The organism is Clostridium sp., from assembly GCF_032576335.1.
GTDB lineage: Bacteria > Bacillota > Clostridia > Oscillospirales > Acutalibacteraceae > Faecalispora.
Genome location: NZ_JAWFXC010000004.1, coordinates 190,302 through 206,270, shown reverse-complemented (window position 1 = coordinate 206,270; position 15,969 = coordinate 190,302). Strand labels below are relative to the sequence as shown.

Genomic DNA, 15,969 nt, shown 5'->3' with positions numbered 1-15,969 from the left:
AAGGGTACGGTCTTACTCAAATGTAATTAATGAACAGCCTTGATTTTCTCGGTTAAGTCTTTTGCCCAATCATTTTCGGCAAGAAGCTTGTCGATGGTAGGCTGAATTTTCTCAATAATTTTTGCGCGGTCTGCTTCTGAGCAGGCAGTTACGGTTACGCCGGCCGCTTTCAGAGTTTCGCGGTCTTTATCAACAGAAGCGATATAGTCATCCCAAGCTTGTTCAGAGGCAGCCTTGGCAGCTTCACGAACGATTTTGCGCTGGTTTTCAGACATTCCCTCGAGCTTTTTGGAGTTTGCAACAATCTCAAGCGTTGCAATGATGTGATTGGTTTCGTACAAATGCTTTTGAACCTCTTGGAAGTTCTGAGCAATTACGGTTACCATTCCGTTGTCCTGACCATCTACGGTACCGGTCTCAAGAGCGGTAAACAGTTCGCCTAGAGGAATAACAGTAGCAGAAGCGCCCAAGTTCTGTGCAATGCCCACATGGATGGGGTTATTGGGCATGCGGAATTTTTGACCAACAAAGTCTTCCACACTGCTCAGCTTCTTACTTGAGGTAAAGGTACGTGCAGAGTTCGGTCCCCAACCAAGCAGCTCAACTTCATTAAATTTTTCATGGAATTTTGTACCTACCTCATCTGCAATCGGACCCGTCCAGACCATTTTTGCATGCTCAATGTTACGGTATAGGAACGGCCAGTCTGAAATCAGCATCATCGAAAACTCCTGATTCATCGGGGTACCAACCACCGCAAAGTCTACGGAGCCATCGCGAACAGCCTGCCACAAGGCAGCTTCATCGCCTAGCAGACCATCGTGGTATACTTCCACTTTAATCTTGCCGCCAGATTTTTCTTCAATCTGCTTTTTAAATACATTGTCAAGCGCGGCTGCCATGGGGTGCGTGGCGCCCCAGTTATCGCCGATTTTAATGCTAAACTCTTTTTCTTCCGTACTTCCACCGGCGTTCCCACCCGTACTGCCTCCACAAGCTGTAGCAAGGGAAGCAAACATAGCAACCGCCAAGATACTGGAGAGTACTTTCTTCATACTCTTCTTCCCGCCTGAATTCCCAAAAAACTGTTTCATTCTTTAACTCCTCCTGTTTTTCTCACATTCTATCTTCAGCGGCTCCGAATTTTCATGCCGCTAAACCCCTGTTTTGAAAAAACTAATCCTGCTCCCCGAATACAATCACCATTTTTTTCATGTCCTTTACCGGGTGAAGCATGTTCTGGAACACCTGCTCCACTTGGTTAAACGGTATGTAATGGCTGACCATGCCTTCCAACTCAAAATCGCCCTTTAAAAAATGTGCAATGGTAGGCTCAAACTGACCACTAGACATTCTGGTGCCAATAATGGAAAGCTCACGCGCGTTAATCATTGCCTGTGTAATTCCCTCCGGCTCCGTACAAAAGCCAAGGGGTACAATGGTTGCCCCATTTCTAGGAATGCCCTGCTCGAGCACGGCGGTAAGGGAGCCCGGGTAACATGCGGAATCAAAAATAACATCCACTCCCGCACCGTTTGTAAACTCCTGCACACATTCCTTTAGGTTTTGTGTTTTGGTATTTACAACCGAATCTGCTCCATATTTTTTCGCACGCTCCAAGGAGCTTTCATTGATGTCTGCACAAATAACGCGGCAGCCCTTCTGTTTTAGCGTTTGTAAGATTACTGCGCCAATGGTGCCGCTTCCCAGCACCAACACGGATTCCCCACCCTGTATTTGGGCTCTTTTGGTGCAGTGGCCTCCAATGGCAAAGGGCTCGATTAGCGCTGCTTCTCGATATGTAATTTCCTTTGGCAGCACGTAAACCTCGTGCTCCGGTACGGCAAAAAACTCTCTCCAGCCGCCGTCAATGGCAGCACCGCGCGCTCTTACCGTTTTGCAAATGTTGCGTCGTCCGCTTAGGCACTGCGGGCAATTACCGCAGGCAACCACCAAATCAACCACCACAGCGTCGCCCGGCTGCACCGATTTTACACCCTCCCCTACCTCTACTACAACACCAGCATTTTCATGCCCGGGAATGCGGGGATACACTGCATTGGGGTTTTCACCTAAAAACAAATGAACATCCGAGCCGCACACGCCGGCTGCTTTCATTTGAATTAAAACTTCTCCTACACCGGGCTTCGGTTTCGGAACCTCCCGAACTTCGAATTTGCGAGGTCCGGTAATAACTACCTCTTTCAAAACAATAACCACCCTTCAAAACTCTCATAGAAGCAAACTGTATATCTTATTGAATATTACATTGATATATTAATCTGATATAATTCACTGTCATGCTAAATATAACATAGGAGTCGAGTAGAGTCTATAAGTATATTCTACAAAAAACGATATTAAGGTTTATAGATTTGGTCAAAAAGATAATTAATTAACAAAATTTATAGAAAGTCTAATATTTTTATTGATATACTCTTGTATTAAAACTGGTATTGCAATACAATATATTAGATAAATATGTTACACATTATTTTAATGATAAGTCCACTTTATTTTTAGGAGGGACATTTGTGACCGAACAGAAGAATACCAGGGATTCGCAAACAGCAGGTGAAAATGTTTACCAGTACCTGCGCACTAGTATTATTGAGCTACAGGTTAAGCCCGGCCAAACCATTAACATTAACGAATTAAGCGACTTTTTAAAAGTAAGCCGTTCGCCGATACGCGATGCTCTTATTCAGCTTGTGAAGGATGGTCTGGTAACTACCACCCCACAGAAAGGTACGATTGTTTCTAAAATCGATATTCAGCGAGTACGAGACGAGCGGTTTATGAGAGCCTGCATTGAGGAACGGGTTCTTGGCGAATTTTTAAACAGCTACCAAGATTCTGACATTGATGCTTTAAAAAACCTTTTACACCAGCAACAGCAAGCACTGCGAAGCAAGGATGCCCGCGAATTTCTGCGCGCAGACGATGCCTTTCACACGGTTTTCTTTCAAGCAACAGACCACCCGTTTTGTTTGGAAAACGTTTTGAATATGTCGAGCCACTACTACCGGATTCGCCTGCTCTCACTCTCGGAACCAGATATTTGCAAGCAGACCTATGAGCAGCACGAAGAAATATTGGAACTGATACAGCAAAAAAATCTTTCAAAAATCAGAACCCTCATTGATCTTCATATTGTAGATAAGCAGGGAGAAGAAACGCGAATGAAGCGCAAGTATCCAGAGCTGTTTACTGCGGTTGAAGAAGCAGACCAGCTTAAGGGAAAAATATGGGAAGAAGATTTTTTACAGACAATATAAGAATTTTCTTCCAAATTTTGTTTGGCAGCTTACAGCTACAAATAAAAAGAAGGTATTGGCTAAAACCAATACCTTCTTTTTATTTTGCTTTCAACACGGCTTTCTGTATAATGATCAACGTTTTCTCAGCCCCGCCTTACGACGGGGTTGAATTTCAATCCACGCCCCTCTCGCGAGGGGCGACCATGAGGTGCATAGAAGATATTTTAGTTTTTTACAAATTTCAATCCACGCCCCTCTCGCGAGGGGCGACCATGAGGCTTGACCTCAAAACTAACGCTGTGTGTATTTCAATCCACGCCCCTCTCGCGAGGGGCGACTAGGAAATACCACGCACTTGATTTTACAGGACAATTTCAATCCACGCCCCTCTCGCGAGGGGCGACCTCCGATTTATCTATAACCGGTGGCGCAATTACAATTTCAATCCACGCCCCTCTCGCGAGGGGCGACAAATATTTCATATCGGTTGGGGCATACGGCGACAATTTCAATCCACGCCCCTCTCGCGAGGGGCGACGAGACAACATGCGTAGTTTGGTTGATATGCGGTATATTTCAATCCACGCCCCTCTCGCGAGGGGCGACATGATGAAACCAAGCAGTTTTACATGAGTAAACTTATTTCAATCCACGCCCCTCTCGCGAGGGGCGACAGGGGTGTACCGATTGGCAGAGGTATATGAGTATATTTCAATCCACGCCCCTCTCGCGAGGGGCGACAACCTCCACCGATTTTACAATTAATGTAGCTGCCGATTTCAATCCACGCCCCTCTCGCGAGGGGCGACCTACTAAACAAGGATTTGAAAATCTTGACATTAGCATTTCAATCCACGCCCCTCTCGCGAGGGGCGACTGCAAAACAAACAAACCCATGGAAATTATTTAGAACAAATTTAGTAGACTCGCACACAATCAAGTTGTGAACTATATATTTAAAACGTAAAATTGTTGTATTAATCAAAAAATCTTGTGCGAATCCCCCCGTAATAACATGGGAGCTTACGATTCGCGTTAAAACACCATTAAATCCTCCGGGCTATAAGTTTGCTTTGCTCCATAATGTTCAATTCGACTTTTATAATTATTCCCCAGATGATAAATACGCAAACTATCTTTCTTTTCATCCATAACCGTAAGTAATTGGCTCTTTACAATGCTTAATTCCGCAGGAGACAGTAGGCACTCAAATACCGAATTTTGTACGCGCTGACCATAATTTACACAGATTTTAGCAATTTTACGCAGTCGCTTACTCCCTTTGGCATCTTCTGTATTTACATCGTAGGTGATAAGTACAAGCATCATCTACCTCCAAAGAAACGGCGGATATTCGTCAATATCTCCGCGAATGTATTTAGCTAAAAGCATTGCTTGTACGTAGGGCAGTAATCCCCACTCCACTTTCTCCTGTAAAAACGGATGGACAATTTCTTCTTTCTTTTTCTGCTGCCAAAGGGATAAGAATTTCTTGCGTCCCTCTTCCGTTAATATAATACCTCCATTTTCTTTCACCAGAAAGTCTTTATCGCAAATGCTCCTTTTATTGATACTTGTCAGCACAAAGCGATCCGCAAAGGGTGCTCGGAACTCTTCAAGCAAATCCAGCGCAAGGGAACACCTGCCCGGTCTTTCCGTATGATAAACACCAGCATACGCATCAAATCCAACAGCCTCCAATGCACTAACACACATAGACGTCAGCAGGCTGTAAGAGAATGCAAAATGCTGAATACCCGACAGCATCAGAAAATCATCTTCTTCGTAGCTTTTCATATACCGTCAATAATTTCAGCCTCAAGACCCTCTAGTGGTAGTAGCGTAATTTCATAATCCTCTGCGCTTTGGGCAGAAGCAACCCCCTCTTTGAGCGTAACCTGCACGGTGTTGTGCACTTTTGCAGAGGAATACTGGCCAATCTTATTGTTATGCTGCCACCAGAACAGACGAACTACCTCCATGCTGCCGTCTGGCCTTGCGGAAGAGGTGTCATTAATAAACAGGGTACGCAGGCATTCTTTAATGGCATCCGCATCTTCCTGCGTAAAACCTGTTTTCTCCGCCAATTGTACGTTGATGGCACCCTTGATTTGGTAAAGCCCGAACTCCACCATGTGCTTTGAGCCCATGGTGTCTGAGCTTTTTTTGCCGTCTTCCGTTGGCTCACTATTTACACTCTTGGTAATCTGCATGCTATTAATGTCTACTGGAGAAATACTCACTGCCTGATGAACAGAAACCGGGCCGCGAACGCCAACAGAAACACCATCTTTCTCCTTGCTCTTTTTATAGGCAAACACTTGCCCAAAGGCTCTAACGTCGAACCATTGGCTGCATGCCTGCGCGGCATAATCATCCTTTGTAGCGTATGTAGTAATTGTTTGGCTGGCACGTTCACTCAAACTGCCGAAACTGTCGTCCCGGCGTTCGTCTGACTGTACGAAAATCGCTTTTCCCATGTCTTGCAATCGGTTGCGAATTTTGCGTTTAATGCAAACATCCGAAATTTCACCATGGCCGGTATAAGTGGTACGAGGGCGATTGCCATTCAAGGGGTCACCATTGGGGTTTGCGTTTGTTACGGAAATGAGTGCAACAAAATCGATTTTGTTCTCAAGCATGTTCATTATTCTTCCTCCTTATGATTGCTGTTCTCTTTTATTTTGTATTTTTTAAATTCTGCACGCTGCAGATAGTAACCGATTAAATACAATTCGCTAAGAGGACGGTTCAGCTGTTCCGTTCCGGATTCTGAAATCTTCTCCGTTATACTCGAAATTAATTCTTTATAAAAATACCTGGAGCCGGGGGTCATGCGCTGAAAATAAGGGTTGAGTTTTTCCTCGAGTATCTGCCACGTACTCATCGGATGGTTCACAAACGCACTTTGCAAACGGATTGCATTGGTATCTCGTGTTTCTCCCGCGGAAAACGTGCTGTGCTCCGCTTGTTCCAGCACGGCAAGCAATCGCCCAAATAGATAGCTTCGGTCTGTATTCTCATAATCAATTGCCATGTAATTCACTCCTTCGTATTTATCATGATGATATTTTGCAACCAGCGCACAGGCTGTGGAAAGAATTCGCTCTCGGTTACCGGCAGAATAGGCCAGCGGTGTTGACGCACGGCGAACTGCCGCATGCACAATATCTCTCGGCAGTGGCTGCCTGTCTACCATGCAGTGTAAAATGCGCTGTGACTGTTCTTTCATCACCTCATCACTTGTTTCTAAAAAGCTTCCTTGCTCTGTGCCAAACGCACACCGTACAATTTGCCGCCTTAGCGGAGTCATCACTTCGATATAGGGCTTTTTCTCATTTGTAAATCGAGTAAAGAACCAACGGCAAGTGCTGTACCAATCTGCAATCCTGTCGTAATAATCGGAGCCTTTCAGCTCGTTATAATAGGTAACGGAAAGCCGCCCGGTTGTTGCGGCATCCAGCGCAATTACCACAATATCGTCGTTATTGTCGAGTAAATTTCGGTAACCCTGCAAGGTTTGAATCAGGCAATTTTGATACTCTTCTTCGGTATATGAACATGGCTTATCATCATCCACAAGACCGAAGGGGTCTTCTAAGTCCATCACTTTTTTCCCATTTGGATTCCAACAAATATAGGTTCGCTTATTTTGCGTGCCTGCCGTTACCCCTTGTCGCGCGGCAAGCCACGTTAATGCGCTATGTGCTTTTTGAGTTGCCTCATACCCAACGGCACACGCATCACCAGAAGTAACAAACCGTCCGCGAAAGGTATAATTGGTTTTGTCGTTGGAGGAAATCAGCTTTGCGCCATAGTTTGCAGCCACAATCCCCTTGGGGTGATTAACAGAAATAACATCGGTTTCACCGGTCACATAGCAAATGTCCCTCTCACCCGACTGAGAAGAAGCATAAAATTTGATATAGCTTTGAAACAGCGATTCATCCTGCCATACTGCGTCTGGCTGGGTACCAATTACGCGAAAGCGTACCAGTGCTTTTTCATATACACTTCCGCTAATTTTTTTATTCAACAGTTCCCCATTCTCGGCCTCCAGAAGCTTTGACTGGATTAGATCGTGGGTCATCTGCCGTTTTGCAGCATAGGCGTAAACTGCCTTTACTTTGGGGTGCGAAAAGGGAGAATCTGCCCAATCTTTGAGGGCGGCAAGATACTTCTCAAATTTTTCTTCTGCTTTCTTTTTCTCTTTGGGTGAAGATATATACTCCCCAAAATCCCCCGCAACATAAGGGAGCATATCGCACAGTGCATATGGAGCGACACCACTGGAGCGTGATGCAGAGCTTTCCGTCACCGGAATGATGGTTTTGGAATTCTCTTTGGGGACGGAAGAAACACCGCAAAATTCCCCATCCAGATTAATCCATATTTCAATTTGTGCGTTCGCCGTCATATGGGCTACTAAAGAAAGCGGTACCCCCTCTGTTGGCTTGCCTGCCATTGCTTTGTTTGATTCATAGGTCTTATATAGCGTATTCATCCATGCCATTTAAACCACCTCAGATTCTATCGGAGTAAAGTTCTTTTCTTCCGTGCCAAAGGGTTTTATTGTCATTTCCCGAATGGGGCGTTGCTGAGGGCATTCCTGCGGAGTAAGAAAATGGATCACACCATTCTTCATAACCGGACGCCACAGCCGCACCGTGAGCTTTCCTTTCGTTTGTTCGGAATAGGCTTCGTCTGCATAGGTGATTCCATGGTACATTAGGCCAAAATCAAGCTGTGGGGTATCGTCGTAAAACGAGCCTCCCTCACCGAAAACACAAGGCACTACATACGCCTGGCACTCCCGTGTACCCAAAAAAATATCTCGCCGACCGCCACGCTCAATCATTCGCTTTGCGATGTTGTGGTGTTTATTCTCGTTGCGGTCTCCCTCCAGCTCCGGCCTATTTTCGTTCCAAATAAAATGCGCCCTAACCTGATAACGGCAATCCTTTAAGTACGTGTAATACGATAAATCGTTGGCGGTTTCGTTGGGGCCATGCTGGTACTTAATGGGCCGAATTCCCTTTGTCTCGGTTTGAATCTGGTTCATAACCCGTACCGAATCAATGACCCAAATGAAAGTTGGTTTCCAAAAAACGCTTTGCATTACACCTTTCAGCGCCTCATAGGTAGGCACCTGATATGTAAATTTTTCTCCTCCCACGCGGGTAATGGGGTCTGAAAACAGGGCGTACTTTCCAAAGACTTCAAACTCCACACTATTTTTATACTGCACCCAAATTCCCTCCTTAAAAAATAAAGTTCTCTATTACAAGGCCTGTTTTGTTGTGGTAGCATTGCTCATTTAAAGCCGTAAAATGGCCGTCGTACGTGTCTGAAAGCATACCGTACTCTCTCAGCTTTTGATTTTGGTAGCTAAATATTTGGATAGTATAGGGCTTTGCCTTCTCAATACATCGCCTTAAAAAAGCACTGCTGTAGGCAGATTTTTGAGAAAACAGGTCTGCAATCAGCCCTTTTGTCTCGTCGTTATAGGGCACGATAACATCGGTTGTGTTTTCATCAAACACTTTAAACAAACTCCCTGCGGTTAAAAAAGCCTGATTCATAAAATACTTGCCCTTATATTCCGGCCGTTGGGTATGGCACTCGTTTGCCGAAAGTAGGTCAAATAAATTCTCGCTTGTGCCATCCTCTAGTTTCTGCGGGAAACCAAACTTTCCCCGAATATCTGCATCATTAAATAGGAACTGATAATACTCCAAAATACTCTTTTCACTGAGCAAATCTTGCTCAAATTTTTCTGGGTTTTCTGCAAACCGCTGCAATACCTGCATTGCACACCGCTGCGCTGCCGCAATCTCTTGCAGCATTTGCAGCTTCTCGGTATCTTGTTTTAAATTCACAATATATACAGGGCGTATGCCACCAAAATCGTTACTGCGGTTACAGCGCCCTGCGGCCTGCGCAATATTATCAATACCCGCCGCAACACGGATGACGCTTTCAAACGAAAAGTCCACTCCGGCCTCCACAAGCTGAGTTGATACGCAGACTATTTTTAGTCGTTTTTTTAATGCAGCATTGATTCTTTTTAGGGTATCGGTTCGGTGCGCCATACACATGGCTGTGGATAGATGAAACACCGTGCAGTTTTTAAGCCGATTACAAAGCTCTGTATACAGACGAAATGCGCTTTCCTTGGTATTGCAAATAAGCAATAAAGAAGACAACTGCCCTAATATCTCTGCTGAAAAATCGGCTAACTCTTCAACCGCCATACCATAGGGTGAAGTTTTATCAATAATTTCAGTGCGCTTAAACACCTCAAAAAGATCTTTCTGATACGGCACGATTTCCGTTGGACTTGTATAAAGAAGAGGATATTCTGTTTCTTCAAAGCAAGGAGTGGTTGCAGAGGATAATACTACGGTTGCACCACAGCTGTAGGCTAAGAAATTCAGTGCCATTGTAAACAAATTCATTGCTCTTTTGGGCAGTGACTGCACCTCGTCTATCACGATTACCGATTCCGATAAAGCGCTCATCCGACGCACCGCAGTTGTTTTGTTGGAAAAAAGGGTATTTAAAAACTGTACCAGCGTCGTAATCACGATGGGAGATTCCCATGTTTCCGTTAATAGCTGGTACTGGTTTAGTTCATCCGATCTTTCAAACAGATTCACCACATTGGAGTGGTGCTCCGTTAGGCTGCCTTTGTCTTGTATGTAGTCCCGAATAACAGCACTGTTCTGCTCTAAAACACTTAGTAGAGGAATTACAAACAGGATTCGCTTTTTGTCAAACTGTTTTGCATGGTGAAGCGTATATCGCAGAGAAGATAGCGTTTTTCCGCCCCCGGTTGGCAATGTTAAGCGATAAATTCCGCCACCATGCTGCCTTGCAAACCCACGGCATTGGTCTGAAAAGCTGCTTCTAGCCATATTGATTGGCGTTTGAGAGTCATAGTGCAGAATTTTCTCTTCAAAATAAGCAATCTGTTGCGACCAAAATTCATTGGTGCCTCTGTGATAATTCAGTGACTCACCAGACATAAACTCCGCCGTATCTCTTCGGTCACCGTCAATGACCGCCGACAATAGCATGCGAGCTGCGAGTCCCATTGCAAAGCAGACCTGTGTCCTTTTTTTATTGAAACGGGTTCGAATCTGTTCAAACAGTTCCGTTACTTCCTGCTGTGCCAATAAAAATAACCGGTCAATTTCTTCTGCGGATACGCATTCTTGCAGAAAGGCGCTTACTGCCTCCTCATACCCAATTTCAGCAGGATCCTTTTGTAATCGATGTTCATATCCACTGGTGTTTTGCAATGTTACACAGTCAAATTGGCCATGGTGGGCCCCGATGGCATACACCAGCAGTTCGCAGGTAACCGTACCCATTCCCTGCGGCTTACCAACATGGTATTTTTGCAGCAAATAAATGCAACCGCAAAAGGTGTGATTCACACTGCCGCGTACCACCTCTTCCCCAGCCGCCGCTTTTGTGAGGTACTGTTGGTATTTTGCGGTGCATTTTCCCATGTCGTGCAAAAGACCCGCCAGATATGCCGTGTGAAAGAGCCCGATTCCCTTCAGCTTTTCGGCAGCATAATCTGCTACATGGAAGGAATGCTCCGCTACGCTCTGCTCTACTTTTACACCATTTTCCTCTGTAATATGAGCCAGATAAGTTTCCATAAACCCCTTCCTTCCTAATTGTAGAATGAATATTTTATTCTTTAAACCAAGTATTATCTATTTACGCTGATATTTATTTGACACGATATACCATATTATTACATATTTTTTATTCTACCCTGTATATGGTAAAAAATCAACTAAATAGCAGAAGTAAAATTACAATTTATAAACATACTGCACAGTAAAATAATTCAAATTATTGCAAACATGAAACATCTGTATTTCACTGAAACCATGAGGTCTAAAAAATAAAAAATAGCGAAGCTTTAAATCGCTAAAACATGCGCCACTACTAAGTTTTTCTACTATAACTTCTTATTTATTACAAAATAGACATTACAAATCACACATATTTCTATTGACTTCCTGTAAATTGTTAGCTATTATAACTGTGTGCTCGAGCACAAAATGTGCTTTTTCTTTTTTGTTGTTTCTGTGCTCGAACACAATTCAATAGATTCTATTTTAGGAGGCCCCATCGTGTTGACGATTCGAGAAATTGCAGAACGGGCCGGAACCAGCAGAGGAACCGTAGACCGCGTGCTTAACGGGCGCGGTAATGTAAGCCCAGAGCTTGAAAATAAAATACGCGAAATAATCGCAAAAGAAAATTACCAGCCCAATCCGCTTGCACGTGCACTTATTAACTCACGTAAGCATACTCGCATAGGGGTTGTCATACATTCCGTAGGAAATCCTTTTTTTAATGATGTTCTTGCAGGAATCAACAGTAGAGCCAAAAAACTGAAAAGCCATGGCTTAGAGCTTGCGGTACAGCACATTAAAGGGTACAGCGCTACCGAACAAATTAAAGCCGTAGAGGAGCTCATAAAGCAAGATATTGACGGGCTGATTATCACACCCATTAACGTCTCTTCCGTTAAAGAGCGGCTAGAACAGCTTACAATTCCCATTGTTACACTAAATACCGATATTGATATAAATAAACTGGCCTTTGTCGGCTGCGATTATTATAACAACGGCCGAATTACCGGTGATATGGCGCGCTTGATTTTAAGCCAAGGCGGTAACATAGCAGTTGTAATCGGTAATTTTGACATTAGCGGTCATAAGCAGCGAGTGGACGGCTTTGAAGACAGCATCCTCGAAAACCCAAAGCTTCACATTGTGGCGAAGCTCGAAAACCAAGATGACGATCAGGTTTCGTACCAGCTTGTAAAAGAGTACTTATCAAAGAACACACCAGATTTAATCTATTTTGGAGCAGCCGGAATTGCCGGCGGCATAAAAGCAATCATCGAGAGCGGCAAACAATTACCGATTCTAACGGTGGATGAAACTGAACCTGTTCGCGACTATTTAAAACAAGGCATTGTTTGCGCTACCGTAACACAACAGCCATTTGCGCAAGGGGAAAATTCGGTACGCATTTTGCATGATTTTTTAACAAACAAAAAAGTTCCGCGTGACCCCTTTTGCTACACCGAAAACCAGATTAAACTAAAACACTCCAAGTAAACAGGCGCTTTATCTTTTTCTTTTCCCTTTGCTGTGTTGGAGCTGCTTTTCCAACAGCAGCAAGGCAACATTCGTTGGCGCACCCTCATATTCCAATCGAAAATCAGACTTTTCGATCGGTCTTTTTCTTATACCCTTTTTTCGGTTGACGAACGTTTTTCTTATGTAGAAAAACGTTTTTATACAACATCTATTTAGAATCAGACTGGAGGAAGAAAACGATGGCAACAAGACCGGTAACACTCTGCACATGTCAGTGGGCCGACATTCCTTTTGATGAGCTGTGTGTGCTTGCAGCTCAAATGGGGTACGACGGCCTAGAGATTGCATGCTGGGGCAACGGCATTGACCTAGACAAAGCCTATGAAGACGACGGCTATGTACAGTACCTGCTCGACACGCTGAAAAAAAACAATTTAATCTGCCGGGCACTGGCAACACACATCATTGGGCAATGCGTTGGCGATGCACCAGACTCCAGACTCAACAACTTTGCTCCCTCCGCACTGGCAGACCAATCCGAAGCCATTCGTGCGTGGGGAATCGAAACCATGAAAAAATCCGCTGTGGTTGCGCGTAAAATGGGCTGCTCTGTTGTAACCGGCTTTACGGGCTCCCCTATTTGGAAGTGGATGTACTCTTTCCCGCAGACAACTGAAAAGATGGTCGAAGATGGCTTTGACGAAATTGTTCGCCTTTGGGTTCCCATCTTAGAAGAATTCCGCAAAAACGGTGTCAAGTTTGCGTTAGAGGTTCACCCGGGCGAAATTGCCTTTGATTATTACAGCACCCAGAAGCTGCTCCGCAAATTCAGTGACTGGCCGGAATTCGGACTAAACTTTGACCCCAGCCACCTGATTTGGCAGGGCATTGAGCCACATCTGTTCCTTATGGACTTTATGGATCGTGTTTACCATGTACATATGAAAGACGCCGCTGTCACTCTGGATGGACGAAGCGGGCTTTTGGGCTCTCACATTGACTTTGGCGATTTGCGCCGCGGCTGGAACTTCCGCTCACTCGGGCATGGCGACGTAAACTTTGAAGAAATCATTCGTGTTCTAAACGCCGGTGGATACGACGGTCCCCTCTCTGTTGAGTGGGAAGACAGCGGGATGGACCGCATTGACGGTGCAACCGAAGCCGCCGCTTTCGTCCGCAAGGTAGATTTTAAACCCTCAAACGTGAAATTTGACGATGCAATTGCGAACTAATACAAAGGAGGTCAATCACTGTGGCAGTACAGGTACGATATGGTATGGTAGGTGGCAGTATGGACGCATTCATTGGTGAGGTGCACCGCAAGGCAATCGCCTTTGACCCCCGCGTACAGCTTGTTGCCGGTTGTTTTTCAACGGACAAAGAGAAAAATCAGTTTACTGGTGAAACGTATTCTTTAGAGAGCGAACGAGTCTATGTTTCTTTCGAAGAAATGGCGAAAGCAGAAAGCCAGCGAGATGATGGAATTGATTTTGTGAGTATCACTACCCCCAATCACACCCATTATGCAGTGGCAAAGTGTTTTTTAGAGCATGGCATTCACGTAGTCTGCGAAAAACCCCTCTGCTTTACGGTGCAAGAAGCCGAAGAACTGGTTCGCCTGAGCAAAGAGAAAAACCTATTTTTTGCTGTAACGTATACCTACTCCGGCTACACCATGGTAAAAGTGATGCGCGAAATGATTGCTGAGGGCAAAATCGGCAATATTGCAGCCGTAAACGCCGAATACGTGCAGGAATGGCTGATTGACGAATTGGGTACACCCAACGAGGGAACCGCAAAGCTTTCTGTATGGCGCACAAATCCGGAGTTTTCCGGCATTGCAAACTGTGTGGGAGACATTGGCACGCACATTGAGAACACGGTGCATTACCTAACCGGGCTGCACTTAAAACGACTTGCCGCTACGGTCAATCGTTATGGCAAACCACTTGACCTGAACGCCAACATGCTAGTGGAGTACGAGAACGGTGTAAATGGCGCCTACTGGTGTTCGCAGATTGCAGCCGGTAAGCTAAATGGTCTTTGTGTTCGTATTTACGGCAGTGAAGGTTCGTTGGAATGGGAACAGCAATTCCCAGATTATGTAAAGTACACACCCAAGGGCAAACCAACCCAGCTATTGTCTCGCGGTACAGGTTATATTACCGAAGCCGCTGGAGCATACAGCCGCATTCCCTCTGGCCACCCCGAGGGGCTTATCATTGCCTTTGCAAACATTTATAAAAACGTTGCAAGCGCAATCATAAAGCGGAAAAGCGGCGCCGCTATTGCACCCTGTGAATTTGATTTTCCAACTGCCGAAGATGGTCTAAATGGCATTAAATTTGTGCATGCGGTGATTGAGAGTGCCGCAAAAGATTCTGCGTGGGTTACACTTTAGCATTGTTGCGAACCCGGGGTGTTTCAGTTTAGGGAAACCTCCCACGGGTGAACAAATATGAAGGAGGAAAAAGAAATGAAAAAGGTCCTTGCAATGGTACTCGCATCTTCCATGTTACTCTCGTTCGCCGGCTGCGGCGGGCAAGCAGCCAACACTTCCTCGCAAAACGGCGCCTCCACACCCAAATCCAGCGGCGTAACAGACATCGCCATTCTCGTTCCTAACGCCGACCACGGCTGGACGGGTGCGGTTATGAGCTACGCAGAGAAAAAAGCCGCTGAAATCAATGCCGGAGGAAAATACACCGCAAAGGTGATTACCTCAACCAACGCTACCGACCAAATTTCGCAAGTAGAAGATTTAATTGAAAATGCTACCGCCAAAAATGCCGTTATCCTCCCACAGGATAATACACTCGAAGCCGCTATGAAAAAGCTGGCGAGCAGTAACATTCCATTTGTTATGTTTGACCGTATTATCGATTCCGTTGCCGACAAAGCCGTTTCTTCTGTAAAAGGCGACAACGAGGGCATTGGCAAGGCCACTGCGGAGCGCTTTATGAAAGACGGAATGAAACCCGGCGACAAAATTTTGATTATGCCTGGCGACAACTCCTCCGTTCCCGAAATGCGCAACAACGGCTTCTTTGGCGCTTTGAAAGAAAAAGGCTGGACGGACGCACAAATCAAAGAGATTAAATCCACTGCTTACACCGGCTGGAGCCGCAGCGAAGGCAAAAAGCTATTCACCGAATGGCTCGATTCCAATACACTCGATACCATTGGCGAATACAAATGGATTTTTACCCACGATGATGAAATTGCAATGGGTATTTTAGAAGCACTGAAAAGCTCTGACATTGATGCTGCCAAGAAAAGTAAGTTCCTCTCCTCCGGCGTGCATCTAAGCTCCTCCTCTGGTCTCAACGAAATTTACAGTGTAATGAAAAACATCCACCAGAAAGACTACTCCAAAGAATTTGCAAGCCTTGGTGATTTATTCTCCGTTACTTACGACCCCGCTATGATTCAAATTGCCGCACAGGATATGGTTGACCACCTTGACGGCAAGAAGGTGGATGCAACTCACGTTGTACCGGTTCATGTTGTGGACTCTAGCAATGCCAAAGACTTCCAGGGCTTTGGCGACGCAGTTTCAAAGTAAGCAAAGC

13 protein-coding genes and 1 CRISPR repeat array are annotated in these 15,969 nt (G+C 45.1%); of the genes, 5 read left to right on the top strand and 8 right to left on the bottom strand.

Annotated features, from left to right (window positions below):
* Positions 1–26: 26 nt before the first annotated feature.
* On the bottom strand, positions 27–1,094 hold the full coding sequence (locus tag E7L17_RS06195) for a TRAP transporter substrate-binding protein (RefSeq protein WP_316322385.1): 1,068 nt from the start codon (positions 1,092–1,094) through the stop codon (positions 27–29).
* Positions 1,095–1,176: 82 nt separating this feature from the next.
* Positions 1,177–2,208 (bottom strand): zinc-dependent alcohol dehydrogenase, encoded by a 1,032-nt coding sequence (locus tag E7L17_RS06190; protein WP_410470649.1) that lies wholly within the window; start codon positions 2,206–2,208, stop codon positions 1,177–1,179.
* Positions 2,209–2,534: 326 nt separating this feature from the next.
* Here E7L17_RS06190 and E7L17_RS06185 point away from each other — a divergent pair, with 326 nt between their 5' ends.
* A complete protein-coding gene (locus E7L17_RS06185) occupies positions 2,535–3,278 on the top strand; it encodes a GntR family transcriptional regulator (RefSeq protein WP_316322383.1) in 744 nt (247 codons plus the stop codon).
* A gap of 151 nt (positions 3,279–3,429) precedes the next feature.
* A CRISPR array of direct repeats spans positions 3,430–4,137; the repeat unit is 33 nt; unit sequence ATTTCAATCCACGCCCCTCTCGCGAGGGGCGAC.
* A gap of 158 nt (positions 4,138–4,295) precedes the next feature.
* Here the strand turns inward: E7L17_RS06185 and cas2 are convergent.
* The 6 genes from cas2 to cas3 are packed head-to-tail and all read right to left on the bottom strand — an operon-like array spanning position 4,296 to position 10,933.
* Entirely contained in the window at positions 4,296–4,586 is a 291-nt protein-coding gene (cas2, locus tag E7L17_RS06180) for a CRISPR-associated endonuclease Cas2 (RefSeq protein ID WP_316322382.1), read from the bottom strand.
* A gap of 3 nt (positions 4,587–4,589) precedes the next feature.
* The gene (cas1, locus tag E7L17_RS06175; RefSeq protein WP_410470648.1) at positions 4,590–5,057 is read right to left on the bottom strand and encodes a CRISPR-associated endonuclease Cas1; all 468 of its coding nucleotides are present in this window, start codon (positions 5,055–5,057) and stop codon (positions 4,590–4,592) included.
* On the bottom strand, positions 5,054–5,908 hold the full coding sequence (gene cas7c / locus E7L17_RS06170; RefSeq protein WP_316322381.1) for a type I-C CRISPR-associated protein Cas7/Csd2: 855 nt from the start codon (positions 5,906–5,908) through the stop codon (positions 5,054–5,056). Before cas7c ends, cas1 begins: the two co-directional genes overlap by 4 nt.
* Complete coding sequence (cas8c, locus tag E7L17_RS06165; RefSeq protein ID WP_316322380.1) at positions 5,908–7,773, bottom strand: type I-C CRISPR-associated protein Cas8c/Csd1; 1,866 nt, start codon at positions 7,771–7,773, stop codon at positions 5,908–5,910. The genes cas7c and cas8c overlap by 1 nt, the downstream gene beginning before the upstream one ends.
* Positions 7,774–8,508, bottom strand: a complete 735-nt coding sequence (gene cas5c / locus E7L17_RS06160) for a type I-C CRISPR-associated protein Cas5c (protein ID WP_316322379.1) — start codon at positions 8,506–8,508, stop codon at positions 7,774–7,776. It abuts the gene before it with no gap.
* Positions 8,509–8,521: 13 nt separating this feature from the next.
* The gene (cas3, locus tag E7L17_RS06155) at positions 8,522–10,933 is read right to left on the bottom strand and encodes a CRISPR-associated helicase Cas3' (protein WP_316322378.1); all 2,412 of its coding nucleotides are present in this window, start codon (positions 10,931–10,933) and stop codon (positions 8,522–8,524) included.
* A gap of 483 nt (positions 10,934–11,416) precedes the next feature.
* Here cas3 and E7L17_RS06150 point away from each other — a divergent pair, with 483 nt between their 5' ends.
* The 4 genes from E7L17_RS06150 (at position 11,417) to E7L17_RS06135 (ending at position 15,962) form a co-directional block, all read left to right on the top strand.
* A complete protein-coding gene (locus tag E7L17_RS06150; protein WP_316322377.1) occupies positions 11,417–12,415 on the top strand; it encodes a LacI family DNA-binding transcriptional regulator in 999 nt (332 codons plus the stop codon).
* 221 nt (positions 12,416–12,636) lie between these two features.
* Positions 12,637–13,629, top strand: coding sequence for a sugar phosphate isomerase/epimerase (locus E7L17_RS06145; protein WP_316322376.1), 993 nt, complete (start codon positions 12,637–12,639; stop codon positions 13,627–13,629).
* A 20-nt stretch (positions 13,630–13,649) separates the two neighbouring features.
* Complete coding sequence (locus E7L17_RS06140) at positions 13,650–14,798, top strand: Gfo/Idh/MocA family oxidoreductase (RefSeq protein WP_316322375.1); 1,149 nt, start codon at positions 13,650–13,652, stop codon at positions 14,796–14,798.
* Positions 14,799–14,873: 75 nt separating this feature from the next.
* Positions 14,874–15,962, top strand: a complete 1,089-nt coding sequence (locus tag E7L17_RS06135; RefSeq protein ID WP_316322374.1) for a substrate-binding domain-containing protein — start codon at positions 14,874–14,876, stop codon at positions 15,960–15,962.
* Positions 15,963–15,969: the final 7 nt, after the last annotated feature.

Excerpts from the sequence above, each read along its gene's own strand:
- E7L17_RS06195 (WP_316322385.1), bottom strand. The coding sequence starts at position 1,094 with ATGAAACAGTTTTTTGGGAATTCAGGCGGGAAGAAGAGTATGAAGAAA.
- cas2 (WP_316322382.1), bottom strand. The coding sequence starts at position 4,586 with ATGCTTGTACTTATCACCTACGATGTAAATACAGAAGATGCCAAAGGG.
- cas1 (WP_410470648.1), bottom strand. The coding sequence starts at position 5,057 with ATGAAAAGCTACGAAGAAGATGATTTTCTGATGCTGTCGGGTATTCAG.
- cas7c (WP_316322381.1), bottom strand. The coding sequence starts at position 5,908 with ATGAACATGCTTGAGAACAAAATCGATTTTGTTGCACTCATTTCCGTA.
- cas8c (WP_316322380.1), bottom strand. The coding sequence starts at position 7,773 with ATGGCATGGATGAATACGCTATATAAGACCTATGAATCAAACAAAGCA.
- cas3 (WP_316322378.1), bottom strand. The coding sequence starts at position 10,933 with ATGGAAACTTATCTGGCTCATATTACAGAGGAAAATGGTGTAAAAGTA.
- E7L17_RS06145 (WP_316322376.1), top strand. The coding sequence starts at position 12,637 with ATGGCAACAAGACCGGTAACACTCTGCACATGTCAGTGGGCCGACATT.
- E7L17_RS06135 (WP_316322374.1), top strand. The coding sequence starts at position 14,874 with ATGAAAAAGGTCCTTGCAATGGTACTCGCATCTTCCATGTTACTCTCG.